This window comes from Reyranella sp. (assembly GCF_965279465.1).
Lineage (GTDB): Bacteria > Pseudomonadota > Alphaproteobacteria > Reyranellales > Reyranellaceae > Reyranella.
Genome location: NZ_OZ257242.1, coordinates 4,444,589 through 4,460,825 on the forward strand (window position 1 = coordinate 4,444,589; position 16,237 = coordinate 4,460,825).

The 16,237-nt window shown below is 67.3% G+C and carries 19 protein-coding genes; 15 read left to right on the plus strand and 4 right to left on the minus strand.

Annotated features, from left to right (window positions below):
* Window positions 1-10: 10 nt before the first annotated feature.
* The 4 genes from ACQY8M_RS21550 to ACQY8M_RS21565 all read right to left on the minus strand — a co-directional run bounded on the left by ACQY8M_RS21550 (window position 11) and on the right by ACQY8M_RS21565 (window position 5,261).
* Window positions 11-1,213 carry a CaiB/BaiF CoA transferase family protein gene (locus tag ACQY8M_RS21550; RefSeq protein ID WP_428659435.1) on the minus strand — a complete coding sequence of 401 codons (1,203 nt, stop codon included), beginning with the start codon at window positions 1,211-1,213 and terminating at the stop codon, window positions 11-13.
* A 93-nt stretch (window positions 1,214-1,306) separates the two neighbouring features.
* The gene (locus ACQY8M_RS21555; protein ID WP_428659438.1) at window positions 1,307-2,212 is read right to left on the minus strand and encodes a sterol desaturase family protein; all 906 of its coding nucleotides are present in this window, start codon (window positions 2,210-2,212) and stop codon (window positions 1,307-1,309) included.
* 140 nt (window positions 2,213-2,352) lie between these two features.
* Window positions 2,353-3,219 (minus strand): Ku protein, encoded by an 867-nt coding sequence (locus ACQY8M_RS21560; protein WP_428659441.1) that lies wholly within the window; start codon window positions 3,217-3,219, stop codon window positions 2,353-2,355.
* A 230-nt stretch (window positions 3,220-3,449) separates the two neighbouring features.
* Window positions 3,450-5,261 carry a sulfatase-like hydrolase/transferase gene (locus ACQY8M_RS21565; RefSeq protein ID WP_428659444.1) on the minus strand — a complete coding sequence of 604 codons (1,812 nt, stop codon included), beginning with the start codon at window positions 5,259-5,261 and terminating at the stop codon, window positions 3,450-3,452.
* 233 nt (window positions 5,262-5,494) lie between these two features.
* On the opposite strand from ACQY8M_RS21565, the gene ACQY8M_RS21570 reads away from it, so the two are divergent.
* From ACQY8M_RS21570 to ACQY8M_RS21640, 15 genes are all read left to right on the plus strand, one after another.
* Window positions 5,495-5,734 (plus strand): hypothetical protein, encoded by a 240-nt coding sequence (locus tag ACQY8M_RS21570; protein WP_428659447.1) that lies wholly within the window; start codon window positions 5,495-5,497, stop codon window positions 5,732-5,734.
* Between the two features lie 5 nt (window positions 5,735-5,739).
* Window positions 5,740-7,428: a portal protein gene (locus tag ACQY8M_RS21575; protein ID WP_428659450.1), complete on the plus strand. Its 1,689-nt coding sequence runs from the start codon at window positions 5,740-5,742 to the stop codon at window positions 7,426-7,428.
* The gene (locus ACQY8M_RS21580) at window positions 7,425-7,781 is read left to right on the plus strand and encodes a hypothetical protein (RefSeq protein WP_428659453.1); all 357 of its coding nucleotides are present in this window, start codon (window positions 7,425-7,427) and stop codon (window positions 7,779-7,781) included. Before ACQY8M_RS21575 ends, ACQY8M_RS21580 begins: the two co-directional genes overlap by 4 nt.
* Window positions 7,774-8,364, plus strand: coding sequence for a hypothetical protein (locus ACQY8M_RS21585; protein ID WP_428659456.1), 591 nt, complete (start codon window positions 7,774-7,776; stop codon window positions 8,362-8,364). The genes ACQY8M_RS21580 and ACQY8M_RS21585 overlap by 8 nt, the downstream gene beginning before the upstream one ends.
* A gap of 19 nt (window positions 8,365-8,383) precedes the next feature.
* Window positions 8,384-9,430 carry a major capsid protein gene (locus tag ACQY8M_RS21590; protein WP_428659459.1) on the plus strand — a complete coding sequence of 349 codons (1,047 nt, stop codon included), beginning with the start codon at window positions 8,384-8,386 and terminating at the stop codon, window positions 9,428-9,430.
* Between the two features lie 45 nt (window positions 9,431-9,475).
* Entirely contained in the window at window positions 9,476-9,907 is a 432-nt protein-coding gene (locus tag ACQY8M_RS21595; protein WP_428659462.1) for a Bbp16 family capsid cement protein, read from the plus strand.
* A 12-nt stretch (window positions 9,908-9,919) separates the two neighbouring features.
* Entirely contained in the window at window positions 9,920-10,180 is a 261-nt protein-coding gene (locus tag ACQY8M_RS21600; RefSeq protein ID WP_428659464.1) for a hypothetical protein, read from the plus strand.
* A gap of 141 nt (window positions 10,181-10,321) precedes the next feature.
* A complete protein-coding gene (locus ACQY8M_RS21605; protein WP_428659467.1) occupies window positions 10,322-10,714 on the plus strand; it encodes a hypothetical protein in 393 nt (130 codons plus the stop codon).
* Entirely contained in the window at window positions 10,714-11,451 is a 738-nt protein-coding gene (locus ACQY8M_RS21610) for a hypothetical protein (protein WP_428659469.1), read from the plus strand. Before ACQY8M_RS21605 ends, ACQY8M_RS21610 begins: the two co-directional genes overlap by 1 nt.
* On the plus strand, window positions 11,452-11,712 hold the full coding sequence (locus tag ACQY8M_RS21615; protein ID WP_428659472.1) for a hypothetical protein: 261 nt from the start codon (window positions 11,452-11,454) through the stop codon (window positions 11,710-11,712).
* Between the two features lie 5 nt (window positions 11,713-11,717).
* Entirely contained in the window at window positions 11,718-12,080 is a 363-nt protein-coding gene (locus ACQY8M_RS21620; protein ID WP_428659475.1) for a hypothetical protein, read from the plus strand.
* Between the two features lie 94 nt (window positions 12,081-12,174).
* Complete coding sequence (locus tag ACQY8M_RS21625) at window positions 12,175-12,666, plus strand: hypothetical protein (protein ID WP_428659478.1); 492 nt, start codon at window positions 12,175-12,177, stop codon at window positions 12,664-12,666.
* Window positions 12,666-12,905 (plus strand): hypothetical protein, encoded by a 240-nt coding sequence (locus ACQY8M_RS21630; RefSeq protein WP_428659481.1) that lies wholly within the window; start codon window positions 12,666-12,668, stop codon window positions 12,903-12,905. The genes ACQY8M_RS21625 and ACQY8M_RS21630 overlap by 1 nt, the downstream gene beginning before the upstream one ends.
* Before the next feature lie 13 nt (window positions 12,906-12,918).
* Window positions 12,919-13,086 (plus strand): hypothetical protein, encoded by a 168-nt coding sequence (locus ACQY8M_RS21635; RefSeq protein ID WP_428659484.1) that lies wholly within the window; start codon window positions 12,919-12,921, stop codon window positions 13,084-13,086.
* A gap of 4 nt (window positions 13,087-13,090) precedes the next feature.
* A complete protein-coding gene (locus tag ACQY8M_RS21640; protein WP_428659486.1) occupies window positions 13,091-16,231 on the plus strand; it encodes a hypothetical protein in 3,141 nt (1,046 codons plus the stop codon).
* The last annotated feature ends 6 nt before the right edge of the window (window positions 16,232-16,237 follow it).

The window sequence follows — 16,237 nt, forward strand, 5'->3', positions numbered from 1 at the left end:
ATGAGCCGGGTTACTGCTGCTGCAGCACGCCGAGCGCCTTCAGCTCGGCGATCTCGTCGGCGGCGTAGCCGGCGTCGCGCAGCACCGCTTCCGAATGCTCGCCGACGGCGGGCGCGCGGGCCGGAGCGACTTTGGTCTCGCCGTCGAGATGGAACGGGCTCGACACGGTGAGGTTGGCGCCGTCGGCGAACGGCACCAGCGCGCCGATGCCGATCGCCTGCGCGTCCTCCGCCGCCTCGTCGACGGTGCACACCGCGCCGAAGGTGACGCCGGCCTTTTCGAGGATCGGGCGCCACTCCGACAAATCGCGCGCGGCGAAGATCTCGTCGAGGATCGCCGTCAGGACCGCGTGGTTGGCACGCCGGTCGAGCTGTGTGGCGAAGCGCGGATCCTTCACGAGGTATTCGGCGTCGATCGCCTTCAGGAAGGCGCCGAGCTGGCGCGCCTCGTTGTGCAGCGCCATCAGGAACCAGCGGCCGTCGCGGCAGCGATAGTGGTTGGCGAGCGCGCTCGGCGTCTCCAGGCGCGGCGGCCGGTGGGGAACGTGCTCGCCGAACAAGCGATTCTGCACGTAGCAGCCGTTGGCCCACAGGCCGTTCTGCAGCAGCGAGGTCTGCGCCACGCCGCCGCGGCCGGTCTTCTCGCGACGGTAGAGTGCCGTCACGATGGCGGCGTAGAGCGCCGTCGCGGTGGGATGGTCGCCCATGCCCGGCATCGAGCGGACCGGCTCGGTCTCGGGGGTGGCCCGCACCATGTCCATCAGGCCGGTGCGCGCCCAGTAGGCGGTGGCGTCGAAGCCGGTGCGCGCGGCTTCCTCGCCGACCTCGCCGTAGGCGGAGATCGAGCCGTAGACGAGCCGCGGATTGATCGCCAGCAGGTCGGCCGCCGCGATCTTCAGCCGCTCGCGCACGGGCAGGGGGAAGTTGGTGATGAAGACGTCGGTCGATGCGATCAGCCGCTGAAGCACGGCGAGCCCGTCGGCGTGCTTGAGATCGATGGCGAGGCTACGCTTGTTGCGCGATGTCAGCTGCCACCAGTAATCGGTGACCTTGCCCGGCACGGCGGGTGAGGCCCGCCACGGATCGCCGGCGCCGGGCGGCTCGATCTTGATCACCTCGGCGCCGAAGTCCGAGAGGATGGTCGCTGCCGCGGGACCCGCGATCCAGCTCGCGCAATCGATGACCTTCAGGCCGGCGAATAGTCCATCAGTCATTCGACGTTACCTCTGCTGAGCGGGCGATCATGCCCATTCTTGGCGAGCTTTCGCGCGCAAAGGCTACCGGCCCGACGGGCACAAGCAAATGCTTTATGACAGCGAGTAGCTTTTTTGCTCAGACCGCGGCTCTCCGCCACCGCTCAGCGGGTGTCGGATGGCGATGGAAGAACGGCTCGGGGACGGCGCGCTTCCAGCCGGGACATCGGGGCCGATACTCGTTCGCGCCGTCCGCCGGGCGGCGAAGGCCTCGAACTTGCGGCGGTAGTCGGGATGCTCGGTTCCCATGAGCTTGTCCCACCAGCGGAAATAGAGGCCGTAGTTCGACCGCCCGGTCTCGTGATGCAGGTCGTGATGAGTCGTGGTGGTCGCCCATCCGAGCCAGTGACCCGGCCCGAACGCGGCAGGATGAATTTGCACGCCGGAATGACCGATGACGTTGAGGACGATCTGGATGCCCAGGAAAAGCGCCAGCCCGACCTCGTGCATCGGGACCAGGAGGAGGAAAAGAGGCACGAAGGCGGCCTGCACGAGGGCTTCCGGAACGGAGAAGGAATAGGCGGTCCACGGCGTCGGCGTGCGCGACAGATGGTGCGTGTGGTGAAACAGGCGGAACAGGTGCCGGTGATGCATCGCCCGATGCGTCCAGTAGAACCAGGCATCGTGCGCGACCAGCATGAGCGCCAGCGAGAGCACGAGATAGACCGGTCCGGCCTTCTTGAAGCTCCAGTAGATCGTGAGCCAGCCCTGGAGCGCCGCGAACACGACGGCGGCGCCAACCAGCGAGAAGACGAGGCAGGTGCGCAACGACAGCAGGATCTCGCGGCGGATGTCGCCCGCCGTCGCGTGCCGGGCCTGCAGCTTGCGCTCGGCCAGCCCGGCGCGCCAGAACACCGCCAGGACGATCGACATCAGGGTCGCCGCCACCAGGTAACGCCCCGTATCCATCATCCAGATCGCGGGCAGGGCGGAGACGACTACGTCAATCGGATCGCGCATGGGCCGCCTTTGTACGGACGTCGATCCTGCAGAGTCGCACACCGCGCCGAGCCGCACCATGCCTCGATGGTCCGCGGCGATCGATCAGCCGCGCCATGGTGGCGCGGCGCGCCCGCGAGAGGGCGTGCCGTCGCCGGCGGTCAGGCAGCCCGCCGGCCGCTACGCTTGGGCGAGGACGGGCGACGGGAGGCGGAAGCGGTGCCGCCCGTCCGGCGCGGCGCGGCCGGCGCCCCGCCGCCCTTCAGACTGCGCTTCAGCGCCGCCATGAGATCGACCACCTTGGCGTCGTCGTTGGCCGGGGCCACAGGACGCACGGGTTGGCCCTTCTTCTTCTGCTCGATCAACGCGCGCAACGCGTCCTCGTAGCGGTCGACGAAGTCGGCCGGATCGAACGTGCCGGCCTGCTGCTCGACGATCTTCTCGGCAATGGCGAGCATCTGCGCGTCGGGCTTGGGGAGAGGCGCGGTCGGCATCTCGGTGACGTCACGGACCTCCTCGGCGGTGCGCAGGGTCGTGAGGAGGAGTCCCGTCTCCTCGATCTCGATCGCGCAGATCCGCTCGCGCGTGCTCATCACCAGCCGGCCGATCGCCACCATGCCCTTCTTCTTCATGGCCTCGCGGATGACCGCGAACGCCTCGACGCCGGTCTTGCCGCTCGGCACCAGGTGATAGGGCGTTTCCCAGTACAGGCGGTCGATGCCCGCCCGGGGCACGAACTTCTCGATGTCGATGATGCGCGTCGATTCGAGCTTCACCTGCTCGAAGTCGTCCTTGTCGAGCAGCACGTATTCGCCTTTGGCGATCTCGAAGCCCTTCACGAGATCGCCGCGCGAGACCTCCTCGCCGGTCCCGGCGTCGACGGTCTTCATCCTGATGCGGTTGTTGGTCTGCGGATTGATCAGATTGAAGCGGACGGATTGCGCTTCGCTGGTCGCAGGAAAAAGCGCCACCGGACAGGTGACGAGCGAGAGGCGCAGGTGCCCCTCCCAAGACGGACGAACGGCCATTTGTAGTCCCCTCCAGGCATCGTCGTGACCCCTCACGATGGGGACTCAATGAGACGGCGGGCGACTCGTTGCGGCCGCTGATTCGACGCCTAGATACTGGGGTAGTTCTCGTTTTGGCCGCGCAAGCGATAGGTGATACATGCCTGCTGGGTGCGCGGCTCTCCAGAGCCGCTCATCCTCATTCTCGCCATCCCATGAGCGGCTCTGGAGAGCCGCGCTCCCAGCGAAGACTAGAGATTCATTCCGCTTTTCGCCGCCTTGCCCCAGTCGATGAAATCCGAGAAGGGCAGGAAGCTGCCGTCGTCGACGCCGATCTCGGCCGCGATCAGGGCGTTCAGCTTCTCGTTCATGCGGGAGATCAGGTCCCGGTTGCGCTCGACGTCGTGGGCGAGGTTGATCATCTCTTCGGGGTCGGCCTGGAGATCGTACAGTTCGAGATCGTTATTGGCGCGCAGCTCCTCGAGCGAGCGCGGGGTGTTGAAACCGCGGAACGGGAAATAGCGCGTGAAGCGGTAGCGTTCGTCGGTGATCGAGCGGATCGCCACCCGGAGCGACCAGTCGATCGGGAACGATTCGAGGGTCTTCAGCTGGTCCGTCCTGGCGATCGATTTGTTCAGCAGGGTCTCGTACATGGCCTTCGTGAAGCCCGGGTCGTGCACCATCAGCTGGCTGTAGCAGAACAGCACGCCGCCACGCGCCCGTGTGAAGTCGGGATTGACCGGCTGCCGCAGCAACGGGCCGATGTCCCGGCCCTTCATGCGGGACATCGTCTCGGCGACAGGGGCCGTGGATTTGCCGGTCATGGCGACGATGGTCGGCAGCAGATCGATATGCGACGTGACCTCGCCGCAGCGCTGGCCGCCCTTGATCTCGGGATGCACGACCAGCAGAGGCACATGGTTCTGCTGGCGGTAGGCCGTCGTGCCCTTACCGGACAAGCCGCCGTGCGCGCCGAGAAGCTCGCCGTGGTCGGACGTGAAGACGATGATCGTCTTGTCGGTCAGCCCCAGCCGGTCGAGCTGGTCGAGGATCTGGACGACCTGCTGGTCGACGTCGCGGATCGCATTGAAGTAGTAGTTCTGCCTCGCGCGAACGCGCCATTCCTCGTTCGGGATCAACCCGGTGAGATAGCCGTTGGCGGCGTGATAGATCCGATGGGCGGGCACGCGGTCCGGCGTGTCGAGCGGCTGCTGCCAGCTCTTCTGCAGCGCAACCTCGTTCCACTCCCGGCGATAGAGCGCGTCCTGCGGCGGGAAGGCGATGCTGAGCTGCGCGTCGGCTGCCTGGACCTTCTCGCCGGGGCGGTCGGTGTTGACCCACATCACGTCGTGCGGATTGACGAAATTGACCGCGAGATACCAGGGTTGCTTGCGGTCGGTCATCGGCCGGCCCTTGCCCTTAAGCCACTGCAAAGCCTGCGCGGCCACGACGGCATCGTATTGGTAGCCGCCCAGCGCGCCTTCGATGTAGTCGCCGGTGCCGGTGTAGTCGTAGAAGCCGTAGTCTCTGTCCATCGTCGACTCGAAGAGAGCCTCGATGTGATCCGGATGGTTCTCCATCGCCATGGCGCCGTTGAGGTGCCATTTGCCCTTGTAGGCGGGATAGTAGCCGAGCTTGCGCAGGATCTTGCCGATCGTCGGCAGCTTCGGATCGAGGCTTTTCATGTAGGGCACGCCGGCATTGTCGAAGATGCCGTTATGGGGCTGATGCAGGCCGGTATAGATCACGGCGCGCGAGGCCGAGCACATGTCCGCGGCGATGTGGTGGTTCTCGAAGTACGTGCCCGCATTGCGCAGCCGTTCGCGGCCGGGCAGCGGGAAGGGCCAGGTGTAGCCCATGTACTGTTCCTGATCGGTCAGGATGAACAGGATGTTGTAGCCGCCCTCGTTCGAGCCCGGCGCGTCGGGCGAGGGAAAGGACGATTCGCTTCCGCCGGTGATACGGGGAGCCTGGGCGACAGCGGTGTCGGCAGCGACGGCCGTGCCGGCGAGCGCGGTCGCCGCCTTGAGAATCGTGCGTCGTGATGGATCGGATCTGGTCATTCACGCGACCCTATCGCAGCCACTGGTGCGAAGCCATCAAGCTCCAGTCGTCACGCTCTTCGCGGTCCGGGAGAGCATGCGTTTTCACCTTTCTCCCCATCGGTGTTCACCGAACCGACCCACTATCGGCGACGGTCTGCGATTAGCGTTTGCGTCTCCTAAATCACAGAAACTAGCTACTCCCATGTGGCTACTTCACATCCCCTGATCACTCTCTCCCGGCGGGGCCGCTGATGTGCATCGGCAGCTCCCCCAGCATCCCGTCATCGGCGCCACTGCTGCCTGCAGCACCGGCGCCGGCACCGACGTCGCTCGATCCCGCCGTCGTCCGAGCGGGCGACGACATGAAGCGCAAGGCGCAGGCCGCGGCGGGCTACGCCAGCACGATCACCAACAGCGGCGGCGGCGCGGGGCTCATCACCCCGGCCTTCATCGCCGGTACGCCAGGGTTCAAGACCCTGACGGGGCTGTGATGCCGATGGCTCGTACCCAGCGCGCTCTCGCCGAGCATCTCAACACGCGCTTCGCCGAGCTGAAGCGGATCCGCCATTCGTGGGAACCGGGCTGGCGCGACATCGCCCGCTACCAGATCCCGCAGCGCGGCGACTTCCTGCGCACCGCCGGTCAGAGCGACCGCGGCACCAAGAAGAACCAGGCGATCGTCGACATGGTGGCGCACTTCGCGCTGCGCGTGCTGCGCGCCGGGCTGATGGGCGGGCTGACGCCGCGCACACAGCCGTGGTTCCGGCTCACGGTGGCGGATCAGCGGGTCGCCAACTCCGCTGCGGTCAAGGCGTGGCTCGACCACGCCGCCGAGCGGATGCTGATGGTGTTCAACCAGTCGAACCTCTACCAGACGCTGCACCTGCTCTACGGCGAGGTCGGCGGCTTCGGCACGGCGTGCGCCTTGATGCGGCCCGACTTCGACGAGGTCATGCGGTTCTATCCGCAGACCATCGGGACGTACTGGCTGGCCAACGACCACCGCATGGTGACCGACACCTTCATCCGCCGTTTCGCCATGCCGGCGCGCGCGGTCATGCGCGAGTATGGCGAGGATCGCGTGTCGTCCGACGTGAAGCAGCGCAAGGGCAAGGCCGGCGCCGACGGCAACGTCATGCTGATCCATTGCATCGAGCCGAACGACGAGTTCGAACCCGATGGGTTCGGCACCAAGGGCAAGCGCTGGCGGTCGGTCACATGGGAGGAGGGCAAGGACGACCGGCTGCTGCGCGTCGCGGGCTACGACCGCTGGCCGGTGCTGACGCCGCGCTGGGAGGTGCTGGCCGACGATCCCTACGGCACGGGCTGCGGCCACGCCGCGGACTCCGACGTGAAGTCGCTTCAGGTGCTGGGCAAGCGCCGGCACAACGCGGTCGACAAGCACGTCAATCCGCCGATGGCGTTTCCGGCCGAGCTGAAGAACCAGCCTTCGGGCACGACGCCCGGATTCGTCAACTACTTCGCCGGGAACCTGACCGAGAAGATCGGGCGGCCGATGTACCAGACCAATCCGTCGGTGATCGGCCCGCTCAAGGACCTGATCGGCGACGAGCGCGACATCGTCAACCGCTGCTACTTCGCCGACCTGTTCCTGATGATCTCGCAAATGGACGGCATCCAGCCGCGCAACCAGCTCGAGATCATCGCGCGCAAGGAAGAGAAGCTGATGATGCTCGGCCCCGTGCTGGAGAGCCTGCACGGCGACCTGCTGAAGCCGCTGATCGACTGGGCGTTCGAGGAGATGATGCGGCATGGCCTGTTCGCGCCGCCGCCGCGCGAGCTGCAAGGCTGGCCGCTCGAGGTCGAGTTGATCTCGATGCTGGCGCAGGCACAGAGCGCGGCACGGGTTCAGTCGATCGAGCGCAGCGTGGGTTTCGTCGGCTCGCTGGTCGGCGCCTTCCCGCAGGCCGGCGACAAGCTCGACGTCTACGACGCGATCGACAAGCACGCCGACGCGATCGGCACGCCGGCCGGCATCATCCGCTCGACCGACGAGGCGCAGCAAATTGCCGACGCGCGCTCCAAGCAGGCGGCGATGGTGCAGGCCCTGCAGACCGGCTCGGCGCTGGCGCAGGGCGCGAAGACGCTTTCCGAAGCCCAGGTCGGCGACCGCAACGGGCTCGAGGCGCTGACCGGCGCGCGGCCGGCGCAGGAGGCGTCATGAGCCGCGACCTCAACGACACGCGGCAGAACCGGCGGCTCGAGCAGATCTCGAAGCTCACGGACGCGGGCGACGACGAGGCGCTCGCGGCGGTGATGCGGACCGAGGACGGACGGCGGGTGCTGACCCGGCTGGCGCGCGACTTCGGCTGGATGGGCGAGACATGGGACGCCACCAGCGCGCGGCAGACCGACTTCAATGCCGGCCTGCAGAGCGCCGCGCGGAAGCTGATGGGCTGGGCCGAGAGGATCGCGGCGGCCGACTTCCTGACCGCCATCGGCGAGGCCACCCGACGCGATGTCGAGGCGGGCGAGCTCGCCAAGGCGGCAACGATCAAGGAGCAAGACGATGGGTGACGACAATGACGTGCAGACTCATGACGACCAGCAGGGCGCGGGCGATGCCGGCGCGAGCAGCGATGTCAATCGCGACGAGCTGCAGCAACAGGCGCAGGAGACAGACGCGTTCGAGGCGGGGGCTGTCGACTACGACAAGGTCATTGCCGATGCCCTGACGCCCGAGGGCGTCGCCCTCGACCCCGGCCTGACCCAGGCCGGCAGCGAGCTGCTCGCCCGGCACAACATCCCGCCCGAGGCCGCCAGGGACCTCGCCAGTTTCTTCGCCCGGCAGCAGAAGGCGGGCGCCGAGGGCAATGCCCGGGCGTTCGCCGACCAGGTCGGCGCGTGGAGGGCTCAGTCGGAGAAGCGAACCACTCCGGAGGAGCGCGGCACCGCGAAGGAAGCGGCGCTCAGGATCTTCGGCAGGGACGAGCTCGCGGTCCTGGATCTCTTCGGGGTCACCAACCGCGCCGGCTTCATCAAGGCCCTGTCGAAGGTCGGCAAGGCGATCAGGGACGATGTGTTCGTGCCCGGCAATGCCGCGGTCAACGGCGATCGTGATGCCCGCTCGCATTTCCCCAACAGCAACATGAACCCGTAACGAGAAGGAACCATCACCCGTGGCTACCGCAAACATCACCACCGCCTACACCCTGGCGGATTTCGCGAAGAACCTCGCGCCCGACGGCAGCATCGCCGACGTGGCCGAGCTGCTCAGCCAGCGCAACGAGATCCTCGAGGACATGCTGTGGATCGAAGGCAATCTGCCTACCGGGCATCGCGACTCGGTACGCACGTCGCTGCCGACGCCGACCTGGCGGCGCGTGAACCAGGGCGTCGATCCGACCAAGACGACCGAGACGCAGGTCACCGACACCTGCGGCATGTCGGAGGCGATCGCGATCATCGACAAGGCGCTCGCCGACCTCAACGGCAACTCCGCGCGCTGGCGCATGAGCCAGAACAAGGGGTTCCTCGAGGGCATGGCGCAGGACATGGCCGCGCAGCTCCTCTACGCGAACTCCGCGCTGAACCCCGAGAAGCCGATGGGCTTCGCGCCGCGATTTGCGTCGCTGTCGACCGGCACGTCGCAGACCGCAAACAACATCGTGAACGGTGCGGGCTCCACGTCCTCGCAGCAATCCTCGATCTGGCTGGTGGGCTGGGGCGACGACAAGGTGCGCGGCATCTTCCCGAAGGGCTCGAAGGCGGGCCTGCAGGATACCGACGAGGGCGAGGACTGGGCGTTCGACGCCAACAACAAGCGCTACAAGGCCTACATCACGCACTACGTGTGGAAGGCGGGCCTCAGCGTCAAGGATTGGCGCTACATCGTGCGTATCGCCAACATCGATACCTCGACGAACGCCGGCGGCCTGCGCTCCTCGACGCCGCCCGACCTCGTCGACCTGGTCGACCAGGCGATCGCCAAGATCCCCAACCTCGGGGCGTGCCGCCCGGCGCTTTACATGAACCGCACGGTCAAGCGCCACTTCAACAAGCAGCGCAACCGCGGCGCCCAGGCGTCGAGCACCGTCAACCTCACCACGATCCGCGACACCTCGACCGACGACCAGCGCGGCGTGATCAAGCGGTTCGACAACTACGACGGCATCCCGCTGCGCATCGTCGACCAGATCCTCAACACCGAATCGGTCGTGTCCTGAGCGTTCCTCTGAAGGAACCAGGCACCCAGGGAAGGAACCAGAACCATGTCCATCGTCGACAACAATCTCTACATGAGCGACGCCCAGGCGGTCACCGCCACGGCGTCCTCGACCAAGAGCCTCGATATGGCGACCGCGCTGCGCAACGTGGGCGGCGGCGAGCCGATCGAGCTCGTCGTCCAGGTCGCGACCACGGTCGCCGCCTCGGGCGGCGCCTCGAACGTGACGTTCTCGCTCGACGACAGCGCGGACAACTCCTCGTTCGCGGTGGTGGTGCAGAGCCCGGCCATTCCCAAGGCCACGCTGGTCGCGGGCTACGAGGCGCTGCGCATCCGGCTGCCGGTCGGCCTGCGCCGCTACATCCAGGTCACCTACACGGTCGACACCAACAACCTCACGGCGGGTGCCTTCAACGCCTACCTGGTGCTCGACCGCCAGGACAACGTCTCCCGGCCGTCGGGCTTCAGCGTCATCTGAGGGGATTGATCGATGGCCAAGCCTAAGACCCTCGAGGACGTCAAGAAGGGCGACCTCGTCCGCCTGCTCGAGCCGCACTACGACGGCTTCCAGCGGTTCGAGGCCGGCACGGAGGTGCGGTGGTGGAACGACATCCCGCCCGACCCGCGCAACGCCTGCCTGCCGGAAGTCGCGGAGACGCCGCTGACGGCCCCGCCGATGACCGACGGCAAGCCGCCGGCCGATTACCTCGACCCGCAGACCGGCAGGAAGCCGGTCGTCGGATCGGTCTGACCTGCTTGCCGGGAGCGCGGCTCTCCAGAGCCGCTCATGGGCATCCGAAGAAGAGCGGCTCGGGAGAGCCGCGCTCCCAGCAAACGAGAGCCGGCACGCCGGCTCCGGCCTTCCCCCGAAATCGAAGATGGAATTCCGATCATGACGCACGACGTAGGCTACCTCGACCGGACGCGGGCCAACGCGCCGCGCGTGCCGGTCACCAAGTTCACGCCGCTGCCGGTTTCCGCCGGGACCGACTACGAGACCGCGGCCGCGAGCCAGACCGATCAGGTCCTGGGCGCGACGGGTGCCGCCGGCGATTACCTCGCCGGCGTCCTGATCGTTCCCGGCACCACGTCGCCGGGCGCGGTGTCGATCAAGGACGGCAACGGATCGGACATCACGATCTTCGCTGGCGGTGCCGGCAGCATCGCGACGCTGCATCCCTTCTTCGTGCCGATCGGCGCCAGGTGCACCGCCGCCACCACACCCGGCTGGAAGATCACGACTGGCGCGAACGTGACGGCCATCGGCGTGGGCTCGTTCACCTGATGGGCTACATGCCGACATATCGGGTGTGCAACCCGGCGCCCTGGCAGTGGACGCCGTGGCTGCTCGGTCCCTCGCTGCTCGCCTGGTGGAGCGCCGATCATACGAACCTGATCACGATGCCGGGCGGTCTCGTGTCGTCGTGGAAAGACGCGGTGGCGGGATACGAGGCTGTCCAGGCCGTCGGCGCTGCGCAGCCGGTATGGCAGGCCGGAGGGTTCGGCTGGCGCGCCGTCGTCGCCTTCGATGGCGTCGACGACGAGCTGACCTACGCGTCGATGGTGGGTCTGCCGACCGGCGCTACGCCCTGCGAAGAGTGGTACGCGGTCGACCAGCAGCAGGATGCGTCGTTCACGTCCGCTGTCGTGCTCGGCTCATCCGGCGGCAGTTCCAGCGGCAACAGGCGGGCGCTCATACGCAGCGTCGTGAGCGGCACCAATCGTGCGGGGGCGAACGACGGGAGCAACAGCGTAACCCAGGGCAGCGCCGATTTCAGCGGCCGGCACGTCGTGCGGTCCATCGCCGATGGCTCGACGTTGACCGTCGAGGTGGATGGCGTCGCGGCGACGCCGATCGCGTCGGTGCCGAGCATCGGCACCGTGAGAGCGCGGTTCGCCGCGAGCCACACCACCACACCGTCAAGCTACGCAAAAGCGGCCATTGCAGATCGGCTCTTCACGGCACCGCTGTCTGCGACGCAGGCCAACCTGCTCCGAGCCTACCTGACGAAAGGACTTTAGATGCCAAATCGTGTCGTGATCTTCCCTGCGGGCAAGCAGACCGCGGCGCAGGCCTACAAGGACTGGACGGACGCGCACTCGCCGTTCCATCCCGGCGTCTTCGCCTACCTCCGCAACGACTCGTCAGGCAAGTGGGTGGTGCCGTATCTCGGGCCGCCCTTTGCCTGGAATGGTGCCGAGTTTCCCGAGCCCGAGGGCGGCGAGGCGGTGCGCGCCGATGGCGTACTCGCCGACGCGGTCGCATGGCCGGTCGAAGAGTAGCGGGTATGGACCGGCAGGATCTCCGCGCCGCCTTCGATGCGATCTGGCCGTTCGTGCCGCCGTCGATCGGCGCGTACTTCGGCCAGAAATGGCGGGTCGAGCAGAGCAACCGGGAGCGGATCACCAGCTGGTTCTGCTCGGCGTTCCTGTCGCTCTATCTCGGCGCGGCGATCGGCGAGCACTGGCAGCTCGGCACCAAGGCCACGTCGGGCGTGACGATCATCGTCGCCATGCTGCTGAGCGACGCGATGGGTATCGCGGTCGCGGCGGCGCGGCAATGGGCCGCCGATCCGGTCGGCACCTTCCGTCGCTGGCGCGACGCCTGGCTCGGGCGCGGCGACGAACACGGCGGCGGGGACGGCACATGACCGGCCTCGACTTCTTCATCTGGGTGCTGGCGGCCGGATACCTGTTCGCCCGCTGGCGCCTGCATCGCTGGCAACAACAGAGGAGAGCGCGCCGATGACCCCCGACATCTTCTTCACTCGCATCGTCGAGCCGACGCTGAAGGATATGGCGGTCTCGCCCGCCATCGCAATTCCCGCGAGCGACGGCGCGCGGGTGCTCGTGATGGCGATCGCCGGACAGGAGAGCCGCTGGGCGGCGCGCCGGCAGATCGGCGGTCCCGCGCGGTCGTACTGGCAGTTCGAGCGGGGCGGCGGCGTGGCCGGCCTGTTCCGGGTCGCGCCGCGCCAGCTCGGCGCCGTCTGTGCCGCCTGCGACGTGACCTTCGATGCGGCGACGGTGTTCGAGGCGATGGCCTGGCACGACATGCTCGCCTGCGCGATGGCGCGGCTGCTGCTGTGGAGCGACCCGGCGCCACTGCCTGCCGCCGGCGACAAGGACGCGGGGTGGCAATACTACCTGCGCACCTGGCGGCCCGGGCTGCCGCATCCGGAGAGCTGGGCGGGTGTCTACGACCGGGCCTTCGCCGCGATCGGAAGGGCCGCCTGATGCTCGGCCTCTCCAAGCCCGCCCTCATCGCCGTTGCCGCGGGGCTGCTGGTCGCGGTCACCGCGGCCGGCGTCTGGCTTGTCTATCGCAAGGGCGAGACGGCCGGCGCCGCAGACATCACCACCAGGGTGCAGAGCGAGACCATCAGGACGCTCGACGCCGCCCGAGTTTCCAGGGAGAAGACCGATGAAGAAGTGCAGCGCACTCCTTATGACGATCGCGCTGACGGCCTGCGCTGAGAGCGCGCCGGTCATGGCGACGGTCGACACGCTCTGCGTCGTGACCACGCGCTATCACGCGACGGACCGGCAGGTCGCGGCGTTCAAGGCCGAAAGGGCACTGTGGGAGCCCCTGGTCGACTGGCTGCTCGCCTTCAATAAGGAGCGCGACAAGCGTTGCCTCCAGCCGGTGGCGGGCTGACGCCATGGGCACGATCCCCTACGTCCCGACCTACCTGCGCGCCACGCCGCCGACGATCTGGCCGGTCACGTCGCCGCTCGACTTCGGCGCCATCGGCAACGGCAGCGCGGACGACTATCCGGCGATCACCGCGGCGCTGCAGGCGCTGGCCGCAAAGGGCGGCGGCACGCTCGTCTTCCCCAACGACCGCGACTTCCGGATCGCGACGCCGGGCGTGCACGGCATCCATCTCAGCCAGCAGAGCAACATCACCATCATGATGGGCGAGCGCAGCCGGCTGATCATGGACAACATGGTCGACGGGCTGGCGGTGTCGCACGGCATCTTCGTCGAGGGGCCGTGCGAGAACATCTCGCTGATCGGCGTGCATGTGACGTTCGCGGCACTGTCGGTGTCGCGCCAGGTCTGGGCGCCGATCTACTTCCTCGGCGCCAACGTCGGCGCGGGCGATGCCGGACTGGCGCCCGCGCTCGGCTGGTATCGCGGCAACCCGGACGGCACCGAGGCATGGGAGCAGATCGAGGCCGGCGCAGTCCGCAACGTCTACCTCGAGAACGTCACCTGCGAGAACAGCCCCTCGGTCGGCATCGGCATCGTCGGCGTCGACGGGCTGCGCGGCTACAACATCACGCTCCGCCACACCTGGGCGGACGGGCTCTACCACCTCTATTTCCGCAACGCGCGCATCGACGGCTACTACGGCTACAGGGTCGGCGACGATGCCCTCTCGCTCGCCAGCTATGAGAGCGACATCGAGGCGTGCGACATCGAGCTGCCGTTCCACGGCGAGGGCTCGGTGTTCAGCAACATCGTCCTGGAGGGCCGCACGGGCGATGCTCCGTCGGGCTCCATCGTGCCGCTTGGCGTCCGCGATGTCGTGTTCCAGGGTGTCGTGATCCGCGACCGGTTTCGTGGCGTGAAGCTGGAGGCGGGCACGCACCTGCACCAAGACTATCCCACGCTCAGCCTGAATTTCCTGGCCAATCGCCGCGTCATCATCGACGACGTCACCTGCTACGGCCTCGAGCAGGACATCAGCATGTTCTGCCAGGAGACCAATGCCGGCACGCCCGAGAAGTGGTGGCGCCACAACATGACCATCTCGAATTTCTCCGGCGAGAACGGGACGGGCTGCTTCGATTTCTTCCCCTACGGCATCCCGCTGAACGGCGGACCGCCGCAGGTGCTCGTCGCCGGCATCACCTTCAGGAACCTCAAGTTCATCAAGTACAGCAATCCCGCCGCGACGCTCGCGGGGCTGGTCGACTGCACCTTCGACGGCCTCGAGATGGACAGCTTCCTGTCGATCCAGGGCTTCGTTCCTCTGGGCTCCGATCCGGACCTGCTGGATGGCGAGGGCCATCCGATGTGGATGGAAAACCGCTGCATCTTCCGGAACATCCGCTGCCAGACCCTCGTCTTCCAGGGCGTGAAGCGCTCATGGATCGACGGCTTCGAGTCCAACGACGCACCGAACCGGGGGATCGTCCTGTCGGGCTGCGCCGACGTGCGGCTCACCGATGTGCGAGTCGTCAATCCGAATCGGGTGAACGATCCGCTCGACAACACGGCCATCTATGTCGACGAGTTCTGCAAGAGGATCTCCGGCTCCGGCCTGCAGGTCCAGACCGACGGCAACGCCGTCCACTCGCTGGGCATACGAAGCGTCGCCGGGCACTGGTTCGACGACGTCACCTTGAGCACGACGCAGGGTACGAACGATCCCAACCTGGCGCTCGTGAGCGACAGCCTGTGGAACGACGAGAAGCGCTCGCAGGTCGGTCGTGCGACCTGGCACCATTCCGGGAACGATCTCGGCTGGGGCGTCCGGGAGTGGCCCAAGCCCCTGCAGCCGGAGCTGAACGGCGACTCCGACGTCGATGCCTTCGTCGGCAACCAGGGAGCTCACCATCGCCTGATCCATCCGCTGTCGGGCGATCGCAACTGGATCCTGCACGAGGACAGGGCCGCCGTCGGCGACAGGATCACGGTCGCTCGCGAAGCCACGTCCACGGGCGACCATGCGGTGACGTTCCAGGGGCAGAGCGCCGCCACGTCGGCGTTCCCGGTCTCCGATGCGAGCACGGTCGCCACCGTCGACGGTGGACCGGGCGGAACACTGTCGAGCTTGCTGGTGACACCGGTGACGGGCACGAGCGTCGAGCTTCTCGGGGCGGGCGTCGTCTGGACGACCAGCAACGAGAGCACGGCCTCCCTGATCTGCGATGCGATCAACGCGCGCACGGGCACGAGCGGCTTCACCGCGACTGTGTATGCCGAACGCGTGGCGATCAGCGCCCCGGCCGGGTCCGAGGAGACCTACAACAACGCCAGGGTGCTGCAGACGCACACTGGCGACATGCTCCTGAGCATCGGATTCATTCCCGTCATGATCGGGGGAGCGAACGCTGCCAGCGCGGGAGAGACCCCCGCCAGCACGAATTTCCTGATCGTCGGCGACTTCGTCGGCATGACCGGCACAATCGCCAGCATCACGGTCAACGGCACTGAGCTGCTGGCAGCCCCCGTCGCGTGGGGCACCAACAGCAACTACGCGGCCAATGCCGTCGCCAGGGCGATCCAGGACAACATCGCCGCCCACGGCTTCAGCGCCAACTCGGGGCGCAACAGCGTCATCATCAAAGCGCCGCCCGGCCATGGATCGAGCGCGAACGGCTGGCCGGTCGTGGTCACGCCGACCGGCGACGTCACCACGTACGATGTCCATCCCATGGGAGGCGGCACGGACGCGCCGACCGCCAGCGCGTCCGGAACGCCTTACGACATCGTGTCGACGATCAGGGGCGCGCCCTTCAGCGCGGCTTTCGAGTTCGCGGCCGACGGCTGGAAGCTCGTCTCGCTGGTCTACGACCAGCCGCGCTATCCCAACGGCCGTCCGCTGCTCGATTCGAGCAATCGCCTGCTCAGCCTCAACGGCGATCCGATCGTCGATGAATTCAAGAACCTCAAGTACGCCAATGGCAGCGTGCTCGGCTGGGACAGCGGGCGGCTGGGCATCGCCAGCGTCCCGCCCGCCGGCTCGAGCGCCGACGGCGTGGCCGGCATGGTCACCTGGGACTCCGTCTACCTCTACGTCTGCACCGCCGCCAACACGTGGAAGCGCATCGCGCTGTCCAGTTTCTAGGAGAGA

Bases quoted from the DNA above. Each gene is read 5' to 3' on its own strand.
- ACQY8M_RS21550 (WP_428659435.1), bottom strand. From the start codon at position 1,213: ATGACTGATGGACTATTCGCCGGCCTGAAGGTCATCGATTGCGCGAGC.
- ACQY8M_RS21555 (WP_428659438.1), bottom strand. From the start codon at position 2,212: ATGCGCGATCCGATTGACGTAGTCGTCTCCGCCCTGCCCGCGATCTGG.
- ACQY8M_RS21560 (WP_428659441.1), bottom strand. From the start codon at position 3,219: ATGGCCGTTCGTCCGTCTTGGGAGGGGCACCTGCGCCTCTCGCTCGTC.
- ACQY8M_RS21565 (WP_428659444.1), bottom strand. From the start codon at position 5,261: ATGACCAGATCCGATCCATCACGACGCACGATTCTCAAGGCGGCGACC.
- ACQY8M_RS21570 (WP_428659447.1), top strand. From the start codon at position 5,495: ATGTGCATCGGCAGCTCCCCCAGCATCCCGTCATCGGCGCCACTGCTG.
- ACQY8M_RS21575 (WP_428659450.1), top strand. From the start codon at position 5,740: ATGGCTCGTACCCAGCGCGCTCTCGCCGAGCATCTCAACACGCGCTTC.
- ACQY8M_RS21580 (WP_428659453.1), top strand. From the start codon at position 7,425: ATGAGCCGCGACCTCAACGACACGCGGCAGAACCGGCGGCTCGAGCAG.
- ACQY8M_RS21585 (WP_428659456.1), top strand. From the start codon at position 7,774: ATGGGTGACGACAATGACGTGCAGACTCATGACGACCAGCAGGGCGCG.
- ACQY8M_RS21595 (WP_428659462.1), top strand. From the start codon at position 9,476: ATGTCCATCGTCGACAACAATCTCTACATGAGCGACGCCCAGGCGGTC.
- ACQY8M_RS21600 (WP_428659464.1), top strand. From the start codon at position 9,920: ATGGCCAAGCCTAAGACCCTCGAGGACGTCAAGAAGGGCGACCTCGTC.
- ACQY8M_RS21605 (WP_428659467.1), top strand. From the start codon at position 10,322: ATGACGCACGACGTAGGCTACCTCGACCGGACGCGGGCCAACGCGCCG.
- ACQY8M_RS21610 (WP_428659469.1), top strand. From the start codon at position 10,714: ATGGGCTACATGCCGACATATCGGGTGTGCAACCCGGCGCCCTGGCAG.
- ACQY8M_RS21615 (WP_428659472.1), top strand. From the start codon at position 11,452: ATGCCAAATCGTGTCGTGATCTTCCCTGCGGGCAAGCAGACCGCGGCG.
- ACQY8M_RS21620 (WP_428659475.1), top strand. From the start codon at position 11,718: ATGGACCGGCAGGATCTCCGCGCCGCCTTCGATGCGATCTGGCCGTTC.
- ACQY8M_RS21625 (WP_428659478.1), top strand. From the start codon at position 12,175: ATGACCCCCGACATCTTCTTCACTCGCATCGTCGAGCCGACGCTGAAG.
- ACQY8M_RS21630 (WP_428659481.1), top strand. From the start codon at position 12,666: ATGCTCGGCCTCTCCAAGCCCGCCCTCATCGCCGTTGCCGCGGGGCTG.
- ACQY8M_RS21635 (WP_428659484.1), top strand. From the start codon at position 12,919: ATGGCGACGGTCGACACGCTCTGCGTCGTGACCACGCGCTATCACGCG.
- ACQY8M_RS21640 (WP_428659486.1), top strand. From the start codon at position 13,091: ATGGGCACGATCCCCTACGTCCCGACCTACCTGCGCGCCACGCCGCCG.